Source organism: Vibrio sp. 10N.261.46.A3 (genome assembly GCF_041472995.1).
Lineage (GTDB): Bacteria > Pseudomonadota > Gammaproteobacteria > Enterobacterales > Vibrionaceae > Vibrio > Vibrio coralliirubri.
Genome location: NZ_JBFRRH010000095.1, coordinates 1 through 22,613 on the forward strand (window position 1 = coordinate 1; position 22,613 = coordinate 22,613).

Annotated in this window: 16 protein-coding genes; 8 read left to right on the forward strand and 8 right to left on the reverse strand. The window is 44.0% G+C overall.

The window, feature by feature from the left end; translation table 11 throughout:
* Window positions 1-22: 22 nt before the first annotated feature.
* Window positions 23-967 (reverse strand): 23S rRNA pseudouridine(955/2504/2580) synthase RluC, encoded by a 945-nt coding sequence (rluC, locus tag AB4484_RS20280; RefSeq protein ID WP_017054981.1) that lies wholly within the window; start codon window positions 965-967, stop codon window positions 23-25.
* Between the two features lie 618 nt (window positions 968-1,585).
* Between rluC and rne the strand changes: the two genes are divergently transcribed.
* A complete protein-coding gene (rne, locus tag AB4484_RS20285) occupies window positions 1,586-4,723 on the forward strand; it encodes a ribonuclease E (RefSeq protein ID WP_372080066.1) in 3,138 nt (1,045 codons plus the stop codon).
* Window positions 4,724-4,981: 258 nt separating this feature from the next.
* A complete protein-coding gene (locus AB4484_RS20290; RefSeq protein ID WP_019823563.1) occupies window positions 4,982-6,529 on the forward strand; it encodes a SulP family inorganic anion transporter in 1,548 nt (515 codons plus the stop codon).
* Between the two features lie 114 nt (window positions 6,530-6,643).
* Here the strand turns inward: AB4484_RS20290 and AB4484_RS20295 are convergent, their stop codons facing one another.
* Window positions 6,644-7,093, reverse strand: a complete 450-nt coding sequence (locus tag AB4484_RS20295) for a low molecular weight protein-tyrosine-phosphatase (RefSeq protein ID WP_172379805.1) — start codon at window positions 7,091-7,093, stop codon at window positions 6,644-6,646.
* A gap of 84 nt (window positions 7,094-7,177) precedes the next feature.
* On the opposite strand from AB4484_RS20295, the gene cobO reads away from it, so the two are divergent.
* Complete coding sequence (gene cobO / locus AB4484_RS20300) at window positions 7,178-7,783, forward strand: cob(I)yrinic acid a,c-diamide adenosyltransferase (protein WP_048610567.1); 606 nt, start codon at window positions 7,178-7,180, stop codon at window positions 7,781-7,783.
* Window positions 7,784-8,003: 220 nt separating this feature from the next.
* Here the strand turns inward: cobO and AB4484_RS20305 are convergent, their stop codons facing one another.
* The 3 genes from AB4484_RS20305 to apbC form a co-directional block, all read right to left on the reverse strand.
* Window positions 8,004-10,130, reverse strand: coding sequence for an AsmA family protein (locus tag AB4484_RS20305; protein ID WP_372080069.1), 2,127 nt, complete (start codon window positions 10,128-10,130; stop codon window positions 8,004-8,006).
* Window positions 10,131-10,236: 106 nt separating this feature from the next.
* A complete protein-coding gene (udk, locus tag AB4484_RS20310) occupies window positions 10,237-10,878 on the reverse strand; it encodes a uridine kinase (protein ID WP_004734002.1) in 642 nt (213 codons plus the stop codon).
* A gap of 257 nt (window positions 10,879-11,135) precedes the next feature.
* Window positions 11,136-12,212, reverse strand: a complete 1,077-nt coding sequence (gene apbC, locus AB4484_RS20315) for an iron-sulfur cluster carrier protein ApbC (RefSeq protein ID WP_372080071.1) — start codon at window positions 12,210-12,212, stop codon at window positions 11,136-11,138.
* A 157-nt stretch (window positions 12,213-12,369) separates the two neighbouring features.
* Here apbC and metG point away from each other — a divergent pair, with 157 nt between their 5' ends.
* Together metG and AB4484_RS20325 are read left to right on the forward strand one after the other, a co-directional pair.
* Window positions 12,370-14,430 carry a methionine--tRNA ligase gene (gene metG / locus AB4484_RS20320; RefSeq protein WP_017062160.1) on the forward strand — a complete coding sequence of 687 codons (2,061 nt, stop codon included), beginning with the start codon at window positions 12,370-12,372 and terminating at the stop codon, window positions 14,428-14,430.
* Between the two features lie 221 nt (window positions 14,431-14,651).
* On the forward strand, window positions 14,652-15,131 hold the full coding sequence (locus tag AB4484_RS20325; protein ID WP_010437231.1) for a DUF1456 family protein: 480 nt from the start codon (window positions 14,652-14,654) through the stop codon (window positions 15,129-15,131).
* Window positions 15,132-15,325: 194 nt separating this feature from the next.
* Here the strand turns inward: AB4484_RS20325 and fadR are convergent, their stop codons facing one another.
* Window positions 15,326-16,165: a fatty acid metabolism transcriptional regulator FadR gene (gene fadR, locus AB4484_RS20330; RefSeq protein WP_017062161.1), complete on the reverse strand. Its 840-nt coding sequence runs from the start codon at window positions 16,163-16,165 to the stop codon at window positions 15,326-15,328.
* Between the two features lie 640 nt (window positions 16,166-16,805).
* On the opposite strand from fadR, the gene nhaB reads away from it, so the two are divergent.
* Window positions 16,806-18,398 (forward strand): Na(+)/H(+) antiporter NhaB, encoded by a 1,593-nt coding sequence (nhaB, locus tag AB4484_RS20335; RefSeq protein ID WP_372080073.1) that lies wholly within the window; start codon window positions 16,806-16,808, stop codon window positions 18,396-18,398.
* 132 nt (window positions 18,399-18,530) lie between these two features.
* Window positions 18,531-19,055: a disulfide bond formation protein DsbB gene (dsbB, locus tag AB4484_RS20340; protein WP_372080075.1), complete on the forward strand. Its 525-nt coding sequence runs from the start codon at window positions 18,531-18,533 to the stop codon at window positions 19,053-19,055.
* Window positions 19,056-19,181: 126 nt separating this feature from the next.
* On the opposite strand, the gene AB4484_RS20345 is transcribed toward dsbB, so the two are convergent.
* Window positions 19,182-19,802: an SEC-C metal-binding domain-containing protein gene (locus AB4484_RS20345; protein ID WP_048613192.1), complete on the reverse strand. Its 621-nt coding sequence runs from the start codon at window positions 19,800-19,802 to the stop codon at window positions 19,182-19,184.
* A 175-nt stretch (window positions 19,803-19,977) separates the two neighbouring features.
* Between AB4484_RS20345 and dusC the strand changes: the two genes are divergently transcribed.
* On the forward strand, window positions 19,978-20,934 hold the full coding sequence (gene dusC, locus AB4484_RS20350; RefSeq protein ID WP_248639507.1) for a tRNA dihydrouridine(16) synthase DusC: 957 nt from the start codon (window positions 19,978-19,980) through the stop codon (window positions 20,932-20,934).
* 30 nt (window positions 20,935-20,964) lie between these two features.
* On the opposite strand, the gene AB4484_RS20355 is transcribed toward dusC, so the two are convergent.
* Complete coding sequence (locus AB4484_RS20355; RefSeq protein WP_372080077.1) at window positions 20,965-22,431, reverse strand: GGDEF domain-containing protein; 1,467 nt, start codon at window positions 22,429-22,431, stop codon at window positions 20,965-20,967.
* Window positions 22,432-22,613 lie beyond the last annotated feature (182 nt).

Sequence of the window (22,613 nt, forward strand, 5' to 3'; positions counted from 1 at the left end):
GTATCTCGTATCTCGTATCTTCTTAAAGCTTACGTAAACCAGTTAAGGCTTTCTCAAGCCTTCTTTCCATTGGCGCCGAGATATCCATCTTCTCTTCACTACCTGGGTGTGTGAACTTGATGTTTGCTGCATGTAGGAACAGACGATCAAGACCAACCTTGCCCGTGTAAGCATCAAAACGACGATCACCGTAGCGATCATCCCAAGCTATTGGGTGACCAGTATACTGAGCGTGCACACGAATTTGGTGTGTACGGCCTGTAATTGGGCTAGCTTGAATCAACGTCGCCTCTTGGAACTTCTCTAAAACCTTAAAGCGAGTTTCAGAAGCTTTACCATTCGGGTTCACTCGAACAATGCTATTCACTTCGTTTTTTAACAAAGGTGCGTTGACGACTTTACAGCTGTTCTTCCATTCGCCCATGACCAAAGCGAAGTAGTATTTTTGAACCGTTTTTTCACGGAACTGTGCTTGAAGGTGTCTTAGCGCCGAGCGCTTCTTAGCAACAAGCAAAATGCCAGACGTATCTCTATCGATACGGTGTACTAATTCAAGAAAACGAGCATCAGGACGAAGAGCACGTAATGCTTCAATCGCGCCAAACTTTAATCCGCTACCACCATGAACAGCAGTGCCAGATGGTTTGTTAAGAATTAGCATGTGATCATCTTCATAAATGATGCACTGTTCTAATTCTGAAACCTTGTTGAGTTTCGTGCTCGGCACGTTCTCTTCTGTTTTCTCTTCAATAGTAACCGGAGGGATACGAACTAAATCGCCAGCTTTTAGTTTGTACTCAGCCTTGATGCGTTTTTTATTTACGCGGACTTCGCCTTTACGCACGATTCGGTAAATCATGCTTTTCGGGATGTTTTTTAATTGGTTGCGTAAGAAGTTATCAATACGCTGACCAGCCATATCTTCGTCAATGTCGACGAATTGGACTTGGGTTCTAATTTCGCTCATTGCGCTATTGTATCACTGTCACTTTTGATAATTGAGATTTTCTTAGCCCTATTCCGAACTTATTTATCCCTAATCCTTACCGATCTATCCCAAAATGGTCATTGAAGTTCTATATTTCTTTGATTCTTCGAACAAAAAAGCACCAAGATTCCTGCAAATTAAAATATCAATTGATAAATTATTTATAGACAGTGAGTTAGAGCTATCAAAACCCAAACAAAAACTGTTTTTTTTACAGCATTCCGACAAAGCAGATTGCTGTGTTTACCGACCGCTGCTATAGTTCACAGCTGCTATCAGTGGTTTGACTATTATTTAAACAGCTAACCATTCATAAGCAAGTAAATGAGTAGATAACTCAGATTAGACAGTGCTGCAATCGGCGTAAGACACGGTCAACTGAGTTCCTTATCGCTCTACTCACGTACACTCATGTTGAGTATTCACCGCCACATCGCGGATCATAGGCTAACTCCCTATGATGACTGACGTGCCCCAGAGCATCCCTCTCCAGCCGGGAGGCTGCACCGATAAAGCCATGGGATCTGGCACCATGAGAAACGAAATAAAGCGATAAGAACAATGATGAAAATAAGAAAAGACAATGAGAATTTCTAAATGAAAAGAATGTTAATTAACGCAACTCAAAAAGAAGAGTTGCGTGTCGCTTTGGTTGATGGCCAACGACTGTTCGATCTAGATATCGAAAGTCCAGGTCACGAGTCAAAGAAAGCGAATATCTACAAAGGACGTATTACCCGTATTGAACCAAGCCTAGAAGCGGCATTCGTTGATTACGGCGCAGAACGTCACGGTTTCCTCCCTCTTAAAGAAATTGCCCGCGAATACTTCCCTGAAGGTTATACATACCAAGGCCGTCCTAGCATTAAAGAAGTGCTAAAAGAAGGCCAAGAAGTAATCGTACAAGTAGAGAAAGAAGAACGTGGTAGCAAAGGTGCTGCACTGACAACTTTCATCTCTTTGGCTGGTAGTTACTTAGTTCTTATGCCTAATAACCCTCGTGCTGGCGGTATTTCTCGTCGTATCGAAGGTGATGAGCGCACCCAACTGAAAGCAGCATTGAGCACTCTTGAGCTTCCTCAAGGTATGGGCTTAATCGTGCGTACAGCGGGCGTTGGCAAAAGCGCAGAAGAGCTAGAGTGGGACCTAAACGTTCTATTGAACCATTGGGGCGCTATCAAGCAAGCTTCTGATTCAAATGCAGCTCCTTTCCTAATTCACCAAGAGAGTAACGTTATTGTTCGCGCAATTCGTGACTACCTACGTCGTGATATTGGCGAGATTCTAATCGACAGCAATACTATTTTTGAACGTGCTCAAGCGCACATTCAATTAATACGCCCAGATTTCATGAATCGCGTTAAGAAATACGATGGTGAAGTGCCACTATTCAGCCATTACCAGATTGAAAGCCAGATCGAATCTGCTTTCCAACGTGAAGTTCGTCTTCCATCTGGTGGTTCTATCGTAATCGACCCAACAGAAGCACTGACTTCTATCGATATCAACTCTGCTCGTGCAACAAAGGGCGGCGATATTGAAGAAACAGCACTTAACACTAACCTAGAAGCTGCCGATGAAATTGCACGTCAATTACGTCTACGTGACCTAGGTGGTCTTGTTGTAATCGACTTTATCGATATGACTCCGGTTCGCCACCAACGCGAAGTAGAAAGCCGTCTACGTGATGCCGTTCGTTTAGATCGCGCACGTGTTCAGATTGGTCGTATTTCTCGCTTTGGTCTTCTAGAGATGTCTCGTCAACGTTTGAGCCCATCACTAGCAGAAGCAAGCCACCACATTTGTCCTCGTTGTACAGGTACTGGTGTTGTTCGTGATAACGAATCTCTAGCACTTTCTGTTCTACGTTTGATTGAAGAAGAAGCTCTAAAAGACAACACAGCACAAGTACTTGCTGTTGTACCTGTTCCAATCGCTTCTTACCTTCTGAACGAAAAACGTCGTTCAGTAAACCACATCGAGAAGAATCAAGAAGTTAAGATCACTGTTGTTCCTAACTCAGACATGGAAACGCCGCATTTTGAGGTTATCCGTGTTCGTGAAGGTGAAGAGTTCGATCTACTGTCTTACTTGCTGCCTAACAAGCTAGAAGCTCTAAAAGAAGCGGAAAGCAAAGAGCCAGCTGAACAGACTATTCGTCCTAAGAAGATCGAAGAACCTGCTCTGAAAGGCTTTGCAGCTCCTGCTCAATCAGCACCGACTCCTGCTCCAGCACCTAAAGCTGTTGAAGAGAAGAAAGCTGAACCAGCAGCGACTCAAGAACCAGGCTTAATTGGTCGTTTCTTCAAAGCTATCGGTAGCTTCTTATTTGGCTCTTCAACTCAAGAAGAGAAAAAAGAAGAAGAGAAGAAAGAAGAAGAGAAACCTAAAAACAATCGCAACAACGGCAACCGTCAACGCCGTGATCGTAACGATAACCGTCGTCGTAACCAACGTGGTGAGCGTAACGACCGTGGTGAACGTGGCGACAATCGTAACGAAAACCGTGACAACAAACGCCGTCGTAAGCCAGCTCGTGATGAGAAGCCTGAAGAGCAAAAAGAAGCAGCTCCACAGCAAACTCGTCAGCCTCGTAAGCCTAAGCAAGACCGTCGCAACAAGCCACGTGATGAGCAGAAGCAACGCGAAGAGCAAGCACCATCTAAATTAGCAGAAGAAGGTCTACAGCTAGCAGCAGAAGCACAAGCTGGTAAACCGGAAGCGCCTAAGGCTAAACCTGAAGCAAAAGCAGCTAAGATTAAAGAGCGTCGTCAGCGTCGTAAACTGAACAAGCAAGTTCGTGTTAAAGACCAACAAGCTCAAGCTGAAGATAACGCTTCAAAAGAACAGGTTGTTGCTAAAGAACAATCAGTAGCTCAAGAGCAAAAAGTTGCGGAACAAGTAGAAGCAACTCAAGCGAATGCAGAGCAAACTGAACAGGAAGAGCCGAAACAACGTCGTAACCGTCGTTCTCCACGTCACCTACGTGCAAGTGGTCAACGTCGTCGTCGCGGTCGTGATCGTCGCCCTAACCCATTCCGCCTACGTAAAGGTGGTGTAGCTTCTCCAGAGATGGCTATGGGTAAAGTGATGCCTCGCTTCATTCCAAAACCTCACCACAAGCAGGCAAAACCTGAAGTGGCTGAAGTTCAAGTAGCAGCTGAAGCGCAAACATCTGTTCAAGAGCAGAATGTTGCTCTAGAGACGGCACCACAAAGCAATGTAGTAATGGCTGGCGGCTTCGCATGTCCAGAGCTTGCAATGGGTAAAGTGATTATCCGTCGCGAAGAAGCTGCTGTTGAAGCTCAAGTAGCTGAGACTCCTACTGTAGTTGAAGCTCCTGCAGTCGTTGAAGAAGCACCAGTGGTCGTTGAAACTGCAAAAGTTGAAGCTCCAGTGATTGCAGAAGCGACGAAAGTTGAAGCGCCTGTTGTAGCAGAAGCTGTACAAGCAGAAGCAACACCAGTTGTTGAAGCTGAAGCGCCTAAAGCTGAAAGTGCAAAAGTTGAAGAAGCACCTGTTGTAAAAACAGAAGCTCCTAAAGCGGCACCAAAGGCAGCTGTTGCTAAGAAGCAAGCCGGTTCACCAATGACTAAAGCTCCTGGTCCTCAAGAGATCAAAGAGATTGAAGTGATTGCAGCTCCGTTCCGCACTGAACGTTTTGTATCGAAAGGTGCAGGCAGTCAGGCAGCGTCGAACAAAGCTGGCGCGGCGATGACTAAGCCAAACTACTAGTGATTACTGATAGATAATCGCAAGTAAATAGAATCAAAGGCTGCTTATTAAAGCAGCCTTTTTCATATCTACTAATCGAATAAAAATTAACAGATATATTACTCAAAGTTAGGTTCAACCTTGAACTTAATCACATTTTTGGGTAGCATTCGCGCACTTATCTTTTCGACACTTCGCTATTGCCGCTCTTTTCCATCACTGTTTGGCTACGCAATACACCCGTGTCGGTAAATCCATCTTAAGCATAGCTGAGCAAACATGTTCGAATTCCCACAATTTTCAAAGCACTCTGTAAAGAATGACGTGCTTTCAGGTCTTACAGTAGCCCTAGCTCTGGTACCTGAAGCTGTAGCATTCGCCTTTGTTGCTGGCGTTGACCCAATGGTTGGTCTTTACGCAGCATTCATCGTAGGTTTAATCACTTCTGTCTTTGGCGGTCGTCCAGGTATGATTTCTGGTGCAACTGGCGCAATGGCCGTGGTAATGGTGAGCCTAGTGGCAACCCATGGTGTTCAATACCTATTCGCAGCCGTTATGCTGGCTGGCCTTCTGCAAATTGCAGCGGGTGTATTTAAACTAGGTAAATTTATCCGTATCGTTCCACACCCAGTAATGATTGGTTTCGTGAACGGTTTGGCCATTGTTATCTTCCTAGCTCAGCTTGGTCAATTTAAAGCACCAGACGTAACAGGTGCGTTGACTTGGTTACCAAGCGGTCAAATGACACTAATGCTAGGTCTAGTAGCCCTTACAATGGCTATCATCCACTTCCTACCTAAGCTAACAACAGCAGTACCATCTTCATTGGTTGCTATTGTTACAGTAACAGCTTTGGTTGTGGGTCTTGACCTTGAAACTCGCACTGTTGTCGACTTCCTACGTACAATGTCTGGTGACGAAGCTGCTACGCTAGCGGGCTCTCTACCAACATTCTCAATTCCTGCTGTTCCGTTTTCTTTAGAGACACTACAGATCATCCTGCCTTACGCGATTATCCTTGCGGCTATCGGCCTGATTGAATCTCTGCTGACACTAACAGTACTAGACGAAATGACAAACACTCGTGGTCAATCTAACCGTGAATGTGTTGGTCAAGGTATGGCTAACGTAACGTGTTCTGTATTTGGCGCGATGGGTGGTTGTGCGATGATCGGTCAATCGATGATCAACGTAAACTCAGGTGGTCGTGGTCGCCTTTCAGGTATCGTAGCCGCAGTTGCACTACTGATGTTCATCCTGTTCGGTTCTGCACTGATTGAAATGATTCCTCTAGCAGCACTTGTGGGCGTAATGTTCATGGTTGTTATCGGCACATTTGAATGGGCTACTTTCAAGCTTGCACGTCGCGTTCCTAAGCAAGACTTCTTCGTTATCGTTCTTGTTACCGTAGTAACCGTACTGACAGACCTTGCTGTAGCGGTAGGTGTTGGTGTTGTAGCTTCAGCGCTAATGTTTGCTTGGCAACATGCTAAACACATCTACGCAGATACATCAGTAAACGCTGAAGGCTCAAAAGAGTACAAAGTTAACGGTCCAATATTCTTTGGTTCGACGGCTAACTTCCTAGAGTTGTTTGACGCTTACAACGATCCACAAGATGTGATCGTTGATTTCGCAAACTCACGCGTGACTGACCACTCTGCAATTGAAGCGATCGACACGATTGCTGACCGTTACGCGGCGCTAGGTAAAACACTTCACCTTCGCCACCTAAGCCAAGACTGTGTTGCTATGCTGCACAAAGCAGGTAGCTTAGTTGAAGCAAACGTTGCAGAAGACCCAATCTACAAAGTAATGTCTAAGTAATCTTAGCTGTAGCTTTAAGTTAGATTTAGAGAGGCCGACATTCAATGTCGGCCTTTTTTATACCTATCGGTCAGCTCTTACGCTGAACACCTAACAACGCACATTGTTCCTAAACTACATTGAACGTAGTATCGCTTCGCTAGACTCTTCGATTAAATCCAACACCAATTCAAAGCCATTTCCCTCACCATAATACGGATCGGGGATCTCTTGATATTGTGACTTTCCAAAGCTTAAAAATAACGCAAGCTTGTATTGGAGATGAGCGGGACACTGGCTCATTAAGTCATCTAGATTCGCCCTATCGGCCGCGAGTATCAGGTCAAATTCTTCGAAATCATTATCAACCACTTTACGAGAAGTTATCCCCTTAAAGCTATAGCCTCGCTTCTCTCCTGCAGATTTCGAACGCGAGTCTGGCGGGTTGCCTTGATGAAAACCAATCGTCCCTGCAGAGTCGACCACAACGTCAATATCCAGTTGTTGCGCTTTCTTCCTTAGCACCGCTTCACCTGTTGGCGAACGGCAAATGTTTCCCATACAAACTACGAGTATCTTTTTCATCCCTAATCACCTGTTCTTCCGATGGTTTTTGCTATCGTTAAGTTAGGCTATGATAGGCGCAATCACAACTTAAAAGGATTTGTTATGTCGACTGAAGACAACAAAGAACAACGCCACAAAGCAAGACAACAGAAAGTAAAAGAACAAGTCGATGCTCGTGTCGCTGCAGCACAAGAAGTAAAAGGCCTATTGTTGGTCATCACGGGTAACGGTAAAGGTAAATCAACATCCGGTTTTGGTACGATTACACGTGCAGTCGGTCATGGTAAGAAATGTGCCGTCGCTCAGTTTGTTAAAGGAACATGGGATAACGGCGAAAAGAACGTTCTTCAAAAGCTCGATGTAGAGTTCCAAGTGATGGGTACTGGCTTTACTTGGGAAACTCAAAACAAGGCTCAAGATATCGAAGCCGCCCAGCGCGTGTGGAAAGAGTGTCAGCGTATGCTAGCCGATGAGTCGATTGATGTAATTCTGTTTGATGAGCTGACTTACATGGTGAGTTACGGCTACATTGAACTGGATGAAGTGGTAGAAGCTCTAAACAACCGTCCGAAAATGCAATCCGTGATCATTACTGGCCGTGGCGCGCACCGAACTTTAACGGACATGGCCGATACCGTGTCTGAAGTTCGTAACGTTAAACACGCTTTCGAGTCTGGTGTAAAAGCGCTTCAAGGCGTTGACTGGTAATCGCACTCAACCAGAGATCCCCGACTCGGTCATTCTTCCCTCTCAAGGATGACGACCACTAGACTTTCACGCCCTTGAACAAAGGACGAGACCTGTCTTCATCCCCTAGAGCGAGTGACGCGTGTCATAGGGAATCTCTCGAAAGTATTATAAGCACCCAAACAAAAGCGCCATTCCTACAGTAGGAATGGCCCTTCTTTTATATATGAGTTAAAAACGTTTAGTTAAAGAAACCTTTCAATAAACCATCAACTGCTTCTTTAGTTTTCTCGTCTTTAATCTTGTCCGTTAGCTTGTTCACACCACGGTCAATTTCTTTCTGTGCTTTCTGCTTCAATACATCATCAAAAACAAGTGCGAATTTCGGGGCAGCCCACTGACCAGTTACCTTAATTGGGATTGTCACATCTTTCAGGTCGTCAATGCTCTTACCGCCCTGACCTTCAAGTGAACCCACAATTGATGTACGCACAAGGAAGTCGACCGTTTCATTGATGAAGTTTGCTTTACCTTGACCTGTCACACGTAACAGTGGCGACTGTGCTGATAAGTCGTTAGTTGAAACCCAACCTTTATCCACTTTCAGCGTCGCTTTCATTGCACTGAAGTCCGTTTTTTGAGCTTCATTTGTGCTTTCAACTTTCTCGCCCTTGATCTTAGCGTAGTTTTCTCGAATCAGTTGAGCTACGTTGATGCCGTTAACCGCACCATCTTCAAAGTTAATCGCGATAGTACCGACAAGGTTCTTCTTGATTCCTGTTGGAGTTAAGCTCTTACCTTTCACGTTGACATCAATATTACCGGTACCTTCCAGCATATCGTTATCTGCAACATCAACCAGTAACGGTTGTACTTTCACGCCTTTAATTTTCTTCTTAGCCGTGTAAGTTGCCGGTGTTTTACGAGCATCTAGCTTAGCCGTAGCTGAAATAGAGCCTTGGTAAAGATTCGATGTGAATGAAGTTAGCTCTGCGATACCACGGTTAACCGAAAATGCCGTTTTAACATTCTGCATTTTCGCGTTGTTCGCCTTGAACTTATCAATCGTAATGTCACCTTTCACGTCTAACGTTTTCAGAGCCGACAGATCAGGTTCCACTTCTTTAGCAGGAGCAGAGCTACCTGAGTTTGACGTTGAGCCACCAGCAGAACCAGAAGGCGCTGTGCTCGCGGTTTCTGTTGTATTGCCTAAGCCTAGGAATTCATCTAAATCAATATTCGGGCTATGAAGAGAGAAACGAACCTTTGGTATTTCAGATAGGGTTACGTCTGCTTTACCGTCTAATGCAATAGCGTTAGCTTGTAGCTTCTCTAACACAAAGCTCAGGTGGCTCTTGTTAAGATCGAAGCTTAAGTCAGACAGCATGTCGACTTTCATTGGAGACTGAGGAAGCGTATCGCCTTTGAATGTTGAGTCTAACGTTAATTTGTTCAGCGTTACTTTTGAAATCGCGCTATCAACCGTAAGTTCACCGCCACCTTTAAGATCAAGGTCAAGGCCAGCCGCATTACCGATTACGGCGTAAGTCAGTTGGTTTACCTTATCAAACTCAAACGTATTCAAGCCAATTTTTGCTGACTCAATCGACGTCGCTGGATCATTGAACTTAGCGTTTAAGTCGATATTACGAAGTGCGTAACTTGCAAAGCCTTCAGCTAATTTGAATTCTGCACGGCCTTGTGCAGAGAACTTCTGTTGATTGTTCTCACCAGAAGCCGCAAATGTCGCGGTTGTCCATGTATCAACGGCAAACTCAGAAAGATTCAAAGACACATCGTATAGCTTAGTGAATGAACCCGCTTGCTTGTCGTCCATTTCAAACAATGCGTTTGATACAGTTACGCCTGCAAGGTTGATCGTCCAGCCCGATGCGTCTGTGGTAGTTTGCTCTTGAGGGGCAGGCGCGGATTCAGAACTTGTATCTGCTGCAGGCTCAGATCCTTGAGGCGCTGACGCTTGCGTTAGTGCATCAATGTTCTTGCGACCATCTTTAAGCGTTTCTAAATAGAATTCTGCACCATCTAGAGTAATGTTGCCGATCTCTAGTTGGTTACTAAATAGCGGAGTAACCGAAACATCAACGCCAACGGTATCAACCTTGAATAGGTTTGGTTGGGTGAACCCTTCAGGATTACGTAATTCAGTTTGACCAAGTTCAAAGCCAATCGATGGGAAGAATTGCCAGCTGATATCACCCTCGATCACAAGCTCTAGGCCTGTGTGTTTTTGGGCTTGTTCGACAATTAATGGCTTAAATTGGTTGGGATTCACTAACAGCACTAGTGCCAGAATTGCTGCAACGACAACAAACACTGGTACAGCTATGAAAATGAGTAGTTTCTTCATCCGCATATTCCTTGCTTAGATTCCAAAAGAAAGTGGCACTATAAAAGTGCCACTGATTCGGTAAAAAATAAAGCTAAGTGAGTCACTTAGGCAAAATTTTATTCGATTAAGACTTCAACAACTTCGCAATGTGCGCTTTTAACACATCAATCGCAATACGGTTTTTACCACCACGAGGAACGATGATGTCTGCATGTTGTTTTGAAGGCTCGATAAACTGCATGAACATTGGACGTACTGTTTCTTGGTATTGCTTGAGTACAGTGTCCATTGTACGACCACGCTCTTCTACATCACGCTTAACACGGCGTAATAGACAGATGTCTAATGGTGTATCCATAAACACACTTGCGTGCATTAGTTTACGAAGACGCGGGTCTGTTAGAAGCAGAATACCCTCTAAAATGATCACTTTCTTTGGAGTAAGTGTAGTCGTTTCAGAAGTACGTGTGTGTTCTGTGTAGCTGTATTCAGGAACTTCTACGGCGTTGCCACTCATTAGCTGCTGTAGATGTTCACATAAAAGATCATGATCTAGTGCATTTGGGTGATCGTAGTTAGTTTTAACACGCTCTTCCATACTCAAGTGGCTTTGGTCGCTGTAATAGCAATCTTCCGTGATAACACCAATTTGATGGTCGCCTACTTTTTCGCGCAATTCATTATAAATTGTACTAGCAATCAGACTTTTTCCTGAAGCTGAAGCGCCAGCGATACCTACGATGACACATTGATTATTATCAGACATTAATTTTGCACCCGATATGGTTTGGTGGTGGGAAGAGATAAACCGCCTGATTATAGGGGCTAAAGCACATAGATTCTAGTCGCCATTTTAGCTAATTGCAGTCAAATTGATGATATCAATGCATTTAATGAATACAATCGTTTGCTTTCAAATAACTTGCCTACAACTATTTGCACAACCCCATTGGCTATCAGCCTAAATCCGACCACTGTTTATCTAATCCAGCATGATTTACATGACTCTTTGATTGGCTTTCGCTATTCAACCAAAGAAAAGTTAATCGCCTCTGGTCTCGCCTTGCCCGTCCAAAACATCTTCGCAGCCACATTCTCAGCAAGCTCTAAGTAGTGAAGTGTATGTTCACTGTCTGGACGACGAATCACCGTAGGGCAACCTGCATCAATGTCTTCTCGCACATCAATATGAAGAGGGATCTGTGCCAAAATATCGAGGTAAAATTCTTCTGACATAGCTTCTGCACCACCAGCACCAAAGATATGCTCTTTCTCACCACAGTGACTACAAATATGATAACTCATGTTTTCAACTAAGCCTGCCACTGGCACGCTTACCTTATCGAACATCGCTACGCCTTTACGTGCATCCGCTAGCGCCAAATCTTGAGGAGTGGTCACCACTACAGCCCCAGTCACTGGGATCTGGCGCGATAACGTCAGCTGAATATCACCGGTACCCGGTGGCATGTCGATCACAAGGTAATCCAACTCTGGCCATACAGTTTCATTAACAAGCTGCCCCAAAGCCTTCGCTGCCATAGGGCCACGCCAGATTGCCGCATCATCTTTCGACACAAGATAGCCAATAGAGTGGGTGAAAATGCCATGTGCCTCGATGGGCATCATCCATTTGTTGTTCTGTACTTCTGGTTTCGCGTCTAGTTGGCCGAGCATCATAGGCACTGATGGACCGTAGATATCCGCATCCAACAAACCCACTTTTGAACCTGACTTAGATAACGCGAGCGCAAGGTTTACTGAAGTCGTTGATTTACCCACCCCACCCTTTGCCGACGTCACAGCGATAATATTCTTAACACCCTTCAATGGCGTCGCGACTGTGGTTTCCAGCGCAGACGGTTTCACTTTTACTTCAAACTGAAAAGCGCTAACAAGCTGTTGTTCAATCTGAGAGTGAAGCCACTGTTCCAATTCAACCGCAAGCTGATTAGCGGCAAAAGGTAAGGTGATAACAAATGATCCACGCGGATCAACCGATACAATATTTTGGTGTAGCGCCCACTCTGGGATGAGGATTGGTGACTCGAACTCATTCAACCATGAACAGAAATCTTGCTTAGAAGTAAAGTTACGCATTGGGGCTCCTTTTTTTATTTATGCTATCACCCACGAGATGAAGACTGAACCCCTAAAAAACTAGGGGAATCCTTTGTCTGATACCTTGGCGTATCACACGTTATAAAGTAGTATTACCTCTCAAATTTATACCTATCAAAAAAGCGAATTATTAAGTATGGCAACTGATCCAAGACAACTTTTGGTAACTTGTGCGCTTCCGTACGCTAACGGCTCTATTCACCTTGGCCATATGCTTGAGCATATCCAAGCTGATATCTGGGTTCGATACCAGCGTCTACGTGGCAACACTGTAAACTTCATCTGTGCTGACGATGCTCACGGCACGCCAATTATGCTTAAAGCTCAACAGATGGGTATCACGCCAGAAGAGATGATCGCTGCTGTTAGTGAAGAGCACCAAAAAGACTTCGCTGGCTTTGATATCAGCTTTGATAACTACCACAGCACACACAGCGAAGAGAACCGTGAACTGGCTTCTCACATCTACCTAGAACTTAAAAAGAACGGCTTCATTTCTAGCCGTACTATTTCTCAGCTTTTCGATCCTGAGAAAGAGATGTTCCTACCAGACCGCTTCGTAAAAGGTACTTGCCCTAAGTGTAAGTCAGAAGACCAGTATGGTGATAACTGTGATAACTGTGGTGAGACATACAGCCCAACTGAGCTAATTAACCCTAAATCAGCGGTTTCTGGCGCAACTCCAGTAATGAAAGACTCTGAGCACTTCTTCTTCGACCTACCTCAGTTCGAAAGCATGCTTAAAGAGTGGACTCGTTCTGGCTCTCTACAGAATGAAACTGCAAACAAAATGCAGGAATGGTTTGAGTCTGGCCTGCAACAGTGGGATATCTCACGTGATGCACCTTACTTTGGCTTTGAAATCCCAGGCGAAAAAGACAAGTTCTTCTACGTATGGCTAGACGCACCTGTTGGCTACATGGCTTCTTTCAAGAACCTATGTGACAAGCGTGACGATCTAAACTTCGATGAATACTGGAAGAAAGACAGCACAACAGAGCTTTACCACTTCATCGGTAAAGACATCGTTTACTTCCACAGCCTATTCTGGCCAGCAATGCTAGACGGCGCAGGTTTCCGTAAGCCAAACAACGTATTCGTGCACGGCTACGTAACAGTGAACGGTGCGAAGATGTCTAAGTCGAAAGGCACATTCATCAAAGCAAGCACGTACCTAAACCACCTAGACCCTGAATGTCTACGTTACTACTACGCTGCGAAACTAAACAGCCGCATCGATGACTTAGATCTTAACCTTGAAGACTTCACTCAACGTGTAAACGCTGACGTAGTAAACAAGATTGTTAACCTAGCTTCTCGTAACGCTGGCTTCATTACTAAGCGTTTTGAAGGCAAGCTAGCTGCTGAATTTGCAGAGCCTGAGCTATACAACGAATTCGTTGCTGCTGCTGAGCGTATCGGTGAGCTATACGAAACTCGTGAATTCAGCCGTGCTATCCGTGAAATCACAGCACTAGCGGATAAAGCTAACCAGTACATCGACGAAAAAGCACCTTGGGTTCTTGCAAAAGAAGAAGGCAAAGAAGCTGAGCTTCAACAAGTTTCTTCTGTAGGTATTAACCTATTCCGCGTACTGATGGCTTACCTGAAACCAGTAATGCCAGAGCTTGCAGCTCGCACTGAAGCTTTCCTAAACGAGGAGCTAACGTGGGAAGCGATTGCTACTCCGCTAACTGATCACGAGATCACTAAGTTCAAAGCGCTATTCAACCGTATTGATCCTAAGAAAGTGGAAGCAATGGTTGAGTCTTCCAAAGAAGATGCAGCCGCTGAAGCAGCAGCGAAAGAAAAAGCAGAAGCTGAAAAAGAGCAGGCAAGCCAAACTGAGCTAGACAAAGAGCCAATCGCAGACGAGATTGAGTTCGATGCCTTTGCAGCAGTAGACATGCGTATTGCTCGTATCATCTCTTGTGAAGAAGTACCAAAAGCGAACAAACTACTGAAGTTCCAACTAGACATCGGTGGTGAGACTCGCCAAGTATTCTCTGGTATCAAATCAGCATACAAACCTGAAGAACTAGAAGGCAAGCTAACTGTAATGGTAGCCAACCTAAAGCCTCGTAAGATGAAGTTTGGTATGTCAGAAGGCATGATCCTGGCAGCTGGCCCTGGCGGCAGCGACCTATGGATCCTTGAGCCACACGAAGGTGCTCAACCTGGTATGCGTGTAATGTAATTCTGACTCCAGTCAGATAACAAGCACCCATCACTAAATCCCTAATGCATTTTTGACTTGAAAGAGTTAATCAGCATTGGGGATTTTTTATATCTACCGAAAATTAGCGTTCTCTGTTAGAGTCGCCGTCAACTATGCTATGTAGAGTAGAAACTGGTTCGTCGACAAAAATAGGCGAAACCAACACCTCTTTACTCTAAAACCCTTTTTAGGAATCCCCAGTGACTAACAACGAAATCTTGCGTCGTATTCAACACGCACTAAACCTTAAAAATGCACAAATCATCAAAGCTATCGAACAAGCTGATGTGACCGTTGCTCATGACCAAGTGATTAACTGGCTAAAAGACGACAACGACAAGTCATGCTCTAAGATGAAAGATAAAGAGTTAGCGGTATTCCTAAATGGTTTTATCAACCTTAAGCGTGGCAAAAAAGAAGGCGAGCAACCTAAACCTGAAGTTGCACTGACGAACAACATGATCTTCATGAAGCTTCGTATCGCATTAAACATGAAAGCAGAAGATGTTTTGGACGTACTAGAAGTGGTTGGCATTAGCTTGAGCAAGTACGAAATCGGCGCTTACTTCCGCAAGCCAGAAAACAAAAACTACAAAGTGTGTGAAGACCAACTACTTTGCGATTTTCTAAACGGCGTGCAATTTACCAACCGCCCAGACTCAGAAGAGTTTGCGGGTTAAGTTGCTACTCCTAGATAAATTTTAAGTTGCTACACATAGATAAATTACTCGTCATAGGTAAGTAACTGACCCACGGATAATTTTCTAGCAACGACAGATAAATAAAAAGCGGCGAGATAATTGAATTATCTCGCCGCTTTTTCGTTTTCTTTACGTCACTGACTAAACAGGAACAACAATAGTAAACCTATGGCTTAGCTGTCGTCTTCAGTGAAGTTCGTTGGCAATGTCGTTTTCATTTCATTCCAAACTTGTGCACTTGCGATACCGTAGTTACGAATCACCAATGGCAAAGTTTCGCGCTCGCCACTTTCACAAATAATGAACAGCTCTTTATAAAAGTCCATCGCTAAACGTCGTGCTTCTGGGTTAGAGAAGTAGTAGCTACCGATACGGTCATACAGTTTGCGCACACCGTTAAAGATCAGGCCGTAAATCTGGTTGCCTGAGTGGAATGCCAAACGTTGGAAAAGCATGTAATCATAGAAGTTGAAAGTCTTCGCGATTAAGATCGTCTGACGTTTCGCTTCATCTTTTTCTGAATCTTCTTTTACCGCTTGTTTGATCTTGTCAGCGTATGGCGACGATTCTAGGAACTCATCCCAAGTTGGTGCCGCAAGTAGCGCTTCACAAGATTCAATCACGTTACTGATAGTACGCTCTGAAGCTTCTTTGTTTGCTTTGAATGCATAACGCATAAAGATCGGGCTGATATTAGTACGAGCAGCAAGCAGGTCTTCTACCATTTTGCTTGCGTTATCAACGTCCAACGTCATTAGCGTATCAAGGATATGAAGACCTGAGGTTTCCATAAACTGGTTAACTTTAGTTGGTTTGCCGTGTTGGATTGTCAACCAACCATCACGAGCAAGACGTTGTAGTACTTCACGAAGCGTAGTACGTGTAACACCAATCAGCTCAGAAAGCTCACGCTCTGCGGGCAAGATAGAACCTGGAGGGAAACGGCCATTCCAAATACTTTCAATGATATACTTCTCTGCAAATCCTGCCGGGCTCTTCGCCTTAATGACCATCTACACTTCAATCCAATTTAATTATTCTGTTCTAATTTACTCATCATACCACTAGTTCACACCTAGCGGAAACACCCTCAAAAATTTTACTCACTCTAAATACCGTTAGAGTTATAACTCTAAAGTTCAACACACGTTTGCACCTCAGGTTTGTAAAGCAAGCGACTCTAAATCACCATTTAAACAAACCGTTAACACAACAATTTTTCTTTAAAATCAATGGGATTGGTCATATTTTTAAAGCTATTAATTTGCAATATTAAGTTGTAATAATCATATATAAGCCGTCGTTATTCTGTAATTTTCAATCATTTCGCTGAAATATTGATTCTAGTCGGTTTTTATCACATTTTAAGTGGTATGCTTGCGCTACTTTGATCGCGTTTCTCAACAAAAAAGAGGTATTTTTAGGGCTACAGGGCTTTTCCTGTTGACTAAATGTTATCTAAGAGTAAAGTTGCGCTCAAAAATAAGCAGTGCTTGAGTTTCTAAGGGAGTGACTTGGCAAGACCACAGAACATTACATGGAATGTAGTTTTTCTAAGTCACTGTTAGTTATAGTTTTTAACAATTTCTATAGCTCGATTCTCAAAATGTTGTATTGCTTGTCTATTCATAATCAACATAAAAGAGTATTAACATGCCGATGTCTCTCGGAAACGCTTTTATCAAGAACTTCCTTGGTAAAGCTCCTGATTGGTATAAACTTGCCATCATTTCCTTTTTAATCATCAACCCGTTTGTTTTCTTCCTAGTTGACCCATTTGTTGCGGGCTGGCTATTGGTGGTTGAGTTTATTTTCACTCTAGCTATGGCTCTCAAATGCTACCCACTTCAACCGGGTGGTCTATTAGCTATTCAAGCAGTCGCCATTGGCATGACCAAACCAGAAATGGTTTATCACGAGCTGCAAGCAAACCTTCCTGTATTACTCTTGCTCGTATTCATGGTTGCTGGCATTTACTTCATGAAAGAACTGCTTTTGTTCATTTTCACGAAGATCTTGCTTGGCATCCAATCTAAAATTTTACTTTCTGTTGCCTTCTGTGTTGCTGCTGCTTTCTTATCAGCATTCCTAGATGCACTAACAGTAATCGCTGTAGTTATTAGCGTTGCGGTCGGCTTCTACTCTATCTACCACAAGGTTGCATCGGGTAAAGGCACAACGTCTGCGCACGATCATACACATGATGAAGAGATCTCTGAGCTAACTCGTGATGACTTAGAAAACTACCGTGCTTTCTTACGTTCACTGCTTATGCACGCCGGTGTTGGTACAGCACTGGGTGGTGTAATGACCATGGTAGGCGAACCACAAAACTTGGTAATTGCTAAGCAAGCAGGCTGGGAATTCGGTGAATTTATCATCCGTATGCTGCCAGTAACACTGCCTGTTTTCTTCTGCGGTATTTTAACTTGTGCACTTGTCGAGAAATTCAAAGTATTTGGTTACGGTTCTGAGCTACCAACGAATGTTCGCCAAATCTTGGTTGAGTTTGACAACAAAGAACGTGCAAACCGCACCAAGCAAGACGTAGCAAAACTATGGGTTCAAAGTGCAATTGCAGTTTGGCTTATTGTTGGCCTCGCACTTCACGTTGCTGAGGTAGGTTTGATTGGTCTTTCTGTGATCATCTTAGCTACAGCGTTTACGGGTGTTATTGAAGAGCACTCTATGGGTAAAGCCTTTGAAGAAGCGCTACCATTTACTGCACTTCTAGCCGTTTTCTTCGCGGTTGTTGCTGTAATCATCGACCAAGCTCTGTTTAAGCCAGTAATCGATGCTGTACTTCACGTTGAAGATAAAGGCGCACAACTCGCTCTCTTCTATGTTGCCAACGGTATTCTATCGATGGTTTCAGATAACGTATTCGTCGGCACGGTTTACATCAACGAAGTGAAAACGGCATTAGTAGAAGGCATCATCACTCGTGACCAGTTCGACCTACTTGCTGTTGCTATCAACACAGGTACTAACCTACCTTCTGTTGCTACGCCAAACGGCCAGGCTGCATTCCTATTCCTATTAACATCAGCACTTGCTCCGTTAATTCGACTGTCTTACGGCCGCATGGTTATCATGGCACTGCCATACACCATCGTATTAGCACTGGTTGGCCTTGCTGGTATCGTGTTCTTCGTAGAGCCAATGACAGCATGGTTCTACGACGCAGGTTGGATCATTCAACGCACTGGTGAAGTCGTTGCTCCAGTTATCTCTGGTGGTCACTAAGCTAAATACTGTGTCGCAAACCACAATAACTATAACTAACTAATCAAAAATATTAGTTGATTAGGAAACTTATCCAAGATAAAAAGCTCTGAGTAATCAGGGCTTTTTTATTTTATAGACGGGATTAAATTCGTGAACTTTTTAGCAATGATCAAAGACTTCTCTAAGGGACGTTTATCTTGGCTTTTACTGCTGGCTTTTATTGTCTTTTTTGAGGCATGTGCTCTCTTCTTCCAACACGTGATGATGCTTGGCCCTTGCGTAATGTGCATCTATGAGCGCGTTGCGATGCTTGCTATCGGTGTTGCAGCCATGATTGGTGCTATTGCCCCGAATAACCCAATATCACGTTGGTTAGGCCTTGCTGGCTGGGGATTTGGCGCATATAAAGGTTTAACGCTGGCTTTAGAGCACGTTGACTATCAGTTTAATCCGTCTCCTTTTGCTACTTGTGACCTATTCGTGACCTTCCCAAGCTGGGCACCTTTAAACCAATGGGCTCCGTGGATGTTTGAGGCTTACGGCGACTGCAGCAAGGTGGTGTGGCAGTTCTTAGAGCTTTCGATGCCACAGTGGCTGGTGATTATCTTCGCGGGCAACTTAGTTGCTTTCGGTTTTGTGGTTATTTCTCAATTCGTTAAATCAAAGAATGACTAACAATTAGCTCATCATGTTCAGATACGAAAAAGTCGACCCTAAGGTCGACTTTTTTATTACTTAAGCTTTTGAACATATAAAGAGAGTCTGTTACTGACTCAAGTGATGTTCATCAACAAACTGCGATTAGCTGTTTTTGCCGCAGCATTGTTTAAACTTCTTGCCGCTTTCACAAGGGCAAAGGTCGTTTCGACCAATATCTTTAAACGGGTTCACGCTCTGGGATTTATTGCCCAACATAGCTTCGTCCGCTGCCATTGCCACTTCTGAGATCATCAGATCGACTTGACCTACTAAATCGGCAAGCGATGGTGGATTGGTAAGCCCTGCTGCGATCATTTGTTGTTGAGTTTGCTCTTCATCAATCGCAAGCATCAAGGTTGTTAGGAGCGCTTGTAACATGCGTAGAGTGCCATCCGCGACTGTTACGCTCTGCCACTGCTCTTCCACTGTTGGCCAAACCATCATGAAGCCTTCAGAAAAATCGGCGAACTGTTCGTTAAAGTCACCTTCAGCCAATACGTCTGTCAGTAGGTATTCATTACGCTGAATCAGGTTGTGTTGGCGGTTAATCTGTTCTGTCACCGTTGTTACCAACTCTTTACCCGCTTCAGGCGCAACGATAGCAAGCCACTCTTCTGGATCGAGTGGTTTGGTCGCTAAGTTAGAGGCAAGGATTGCACCTTCCATAAACTGCGGAGTAATGTCTGTGATTGATTCTGGTAGGCTTAATAATTGATATGTCATGAAAGCTCTGGATATTGGGCATTTTCGATATTATAACGCCATCCTCCCCAAGATGTCGCTATTAAGAGACGAAACCATCATTAAGACATACACCACACTCATAGTGACAATCCTGTAAGCACACCGTACAATCACGCCTCGATTTTTTCGGTTCACTCAGTTTAGGTAAAGCAACATGCGCGTAATACTTGGCCCTATGGAGGGCGTTCTAGACCACCTAATGCGTGAAATTCTCACAGAGATTAATGATTACGATCTCTGTGTGACAGAGTTTGTGCGCGTCGTGGATCAACTTCTTCCCCCGCATGTATTCCACCGAATTTGCCCTGAGCTACATCAAGGCTCTCAGACCATGGCTGGTGTGCCAATCCATCTCCAACTTCTAGGGCAACACCCAAATTGGATGGCCGAGAATGCTTTTCAAGCTGCTAGCTTAGGAGCTAAAGGCATTGACCTTAATTTTGGTTGCCCAGCAAAGGCGGTAAACAAAAGTAATGGTGGTGCGTCACTGCTAAAAGAGCCAGAACTCATTTATCAAGTGGTGAACGCCTGTCGAGAAGCAGTACCTGCACACATTCCTGTATCCGCAAAGATTCGATTAGGTTGGGAGCATCCGGAAGAGTGCTTTGAAATCGTCGATGCCATCGAACAAGCAAAAGCTGACGAACTCACCGTACATGCAAGAACCAAAGTTGGCGGCTATAAAGCCAGCGAAATCAAATGGGATTTCATCAATCAAATAAGAGAAAAAACGTCTATACCCTTGATTGCTAATGGGGAAATCTGGAACTATCAAGATGGTCAAGATTGCATAGAAGCCACAGGCGTCGATTCATTGATGGTCTGCCGTGGTGCTTTCAATATTCCAAACCTTGGCAACGTAGTTAAGCACAACCACCAAAAAATGCCGTGGGATAAAGTCATTGAACTTTTGCTGCGCTATTCAGAGTTCCAAATTAAAGGGGACAAAGGCATGTACTACCCTAATAGAGTGAAGCAGTGGTTTGTTTATTTAAGCAAAGGCTACCCTGAAGCGAACGAACTATTTAAAGAAATTCGTACTTTCAAGAAGGCGCCACCAATTGTAGAACGCCTTCAGCGTTATCAAGAAGAACGCCACCAAGCTGTTTAAGATTACGCGCTTAACGATTCAATAACGTGGCTAGAATTCAAGACGGTCTTTACCCGTCGTCTTGGCTACGTACAGCTTTTCATCGGCGTACTTAAATATCTCATCGAAGTTAAGTTTACTTTGCTCAGTTTCAACAATGCAGACACCACCAGATACCGTAAACCCATTTGGAATAATGTCGGCTGAAGTGGAACAAATCGCATTCTTCACTCGCTCTAATGTTCTCATCAGAGTTTCACGATCTTCGCCTTTCATGTAAACGACAAACTCTTCACCGCCAAACCGAGCTGCAACATCACTGCTTCGAATACTGTTACTGATCTGACGCGACATATAACGAATCACATCATCACCCTTATCGTGGCCGTAGGTGTCGTTAATTGACTTAAAATCATCGATATCGAAGACGGTTAAGGCAAACAGTTGATCGTGCTCTACGCTGCGCCAGAACGCTTCTAAGCCACGACGATTCAATAACCCTGTCATAGGGTCTTTGGCTGCGAGATCTTTGAAGTAACCACGTTCAATATTGGAATTGACGTAGAAGAAGATGGTTACAGAGAACAGATACACAATGATGGCAACAATAAGGCTGTCTTTCTCGTAGACGAAAAAGTGCTCAACCTCTTTCGTGATGTCTAATTCGTAATACATCGCATGGTGAGACGCGACACCATCCAGTTTGATCTCGTGATAAAAAGCCGCAGAATCTACCGGGGTCGCTAAAGTGGTATCAATGATATCGATACGACCGGCAAGATGTTCATTCGAGTTTGCAAGCAGCTTGTCAGCGTCAATATCAACCGAAAGCATCCCTTGATGCACACCTTGGTGGAACACTGGGATCGTCATACTGATCATTCGGTCTAGAGACTCAAATCGATAAGCAGGACCGGTTAGTGTTAATTGTTCTGGATTGTTGGCTGTTTTTTGCCAATAGGGACGACTTTTTATGGTCGAAAGCAATTCCTTACTCAGTTTCTTAGCAAAGCCTTCAGGCGACGAGATCACATAACCACGCGTATCAATAAAGTGCACACCGTTATGGAACTCATCAAGTTGGGATAAGAATGAAAGAATTGGCGCAAGAGCAATCTTCTCAGATGCACTTTTGTAGCTGTCACTGGTTTCGGAACAAAGGGACTCTTCACCGACCAACATATAGTCGATATCGACGGAAGGGATGTCTGAGGTTTTACCATCAGCGAGAAGTAACACGTCGATCGGCCAAATTTGGCAAAGGCCATTCACAACTTGTTTGTTGTGATCAAGAAAGAGAGGGTTTCCTGATTTGTAGTAGTTGGAGAAGCTGTAATCTAAGGCTGTCACCACCTTTGTGGTTCGTTTGAACACCTCTTCAATACGTTGGAATTCGCTGCCAATGTCTTTCTTCACCAAATCAAAATGATTCTTTCCGATTAAGCCAAGCAGCATCGTCGCGATCACCGCGGGAAACCCGAAGACAAAGGTTAGGCTAAAGTGCCTATTTACTTTCATATAATGTGCTCTTAGCGTTCAGCTATTTTCATTTACCCCATTAATATTATTACATTAATTGCCATTTTCCTCGAGGTAAAAGAGTGTAAATTGATATGAATCGAGCCTAAGTATTGAACAGACAATTCCTTTTATAAAACTAACCCTGCATGAAGCAGGGTTAGATGAGATTGTTTAAGTCA

What these genes read in the sequence shown, in the direction of transcription:
- rluC (WP_017054981.1), bottom strand. Translation starts at nt 967, where the DNA reads ATGAGCGAAATTAGAACCCAAGTCCAATTCGTCGACATTGACGAAGAT.
- rne (WP_372080066.1), top strand. Translation starts at nt 1,586, where the DNA reads ATGAAAAGAATGTTAATTAACGCAACTCAAAAAGAAGAGTTGCGTGTC.
- AB4484_RS20290 (WP_019823563.1), top strand. Translation starts at nt 4,982, where the DNA reads ATGTTCGAATTCCCACAATTTTCAAAGCACTCTGTAAAGAATGACGTG.
- AB4484_RS20295 (WP_172379805.1), bottom strand. Translation starts at nt 7,093, where the DNA reads ATGAAAAAGATACTCGTAGTTTGTATGGGAAACATTTGCCGTTCGCCA.
- cobO (WP_048610567.1), top strand. Translation starts at nt 7,178, where the DNA reads ATGTCGACTGAAGACAACAAAGAACAACGCCACAAAGCAAGACAACAG.
- AB4484_RS20305 (WP_372080069.1), bottom strand. Translation starts at nt 10,130, where the DNA reads ATGAAGAAACTACTCATTTTCATAGCTGTACCAGTGTTTGTTGTCGTT.
- udk (WP_004734002.1), bottom strand. Translation starts at nt 10,878, where the DNA reads ATGTCTGATAATAATCAATGTGTCATCGTAGGTATCGCTGGCGCTTCA.
- apbC (WP_372080071.1), bottom strand. Translation starts at nt 12,212, where the DNA reads ATGCGTAACTTTACTTCTAAGCAAGATTTCTGTTCATGGTTGAATGAG.
- metG (WP_017062160.1), top strand. Translation starts at nt 12,370, where the DNA reads ATGGCAACTGATCCAAGACAACTTTTGGTAACTTGTGCGCTTCCGTAC.
- fadR (WP_017062161.1), bottom strand. Translation starts at nt 16,165, where the DNA reads ATGGTCATTAAGGCGAAGAGCCCGGCAGGATTTGCAGAGAAGTATATC.
- nhaB (WP_372080073.1), top strand. Translation starts at nt 16,806, where the DNA reads ATGCCGATGTCTCTCGGAAACGCTTTTATCAAGAACTTCCTTGGTAAA.
- AB4484_RS20345 (WP_048613192.1), bottom strand. Translation starts at nt 19,802, where the DNA reads ATGACATATCAATTATTAAGCCTACCAGAATCAATCACAGACATTACT.
- dusC (WP_248639507.1), top strand. Translation starts at nt 19,978, where the DNA reads ATGCGCGTAATACTTGGCCCTATGGAGGGCGTTCTAGACCACCTAATG.
- AB4484_RS20355 (WP_372080077.1), bottom strand. Translation starts at nt 22,431, where the DNA reads ATGAAAGTAAATAGGCACTTTAGCCTAACCTTTGTCTTCGGGTTTCCC.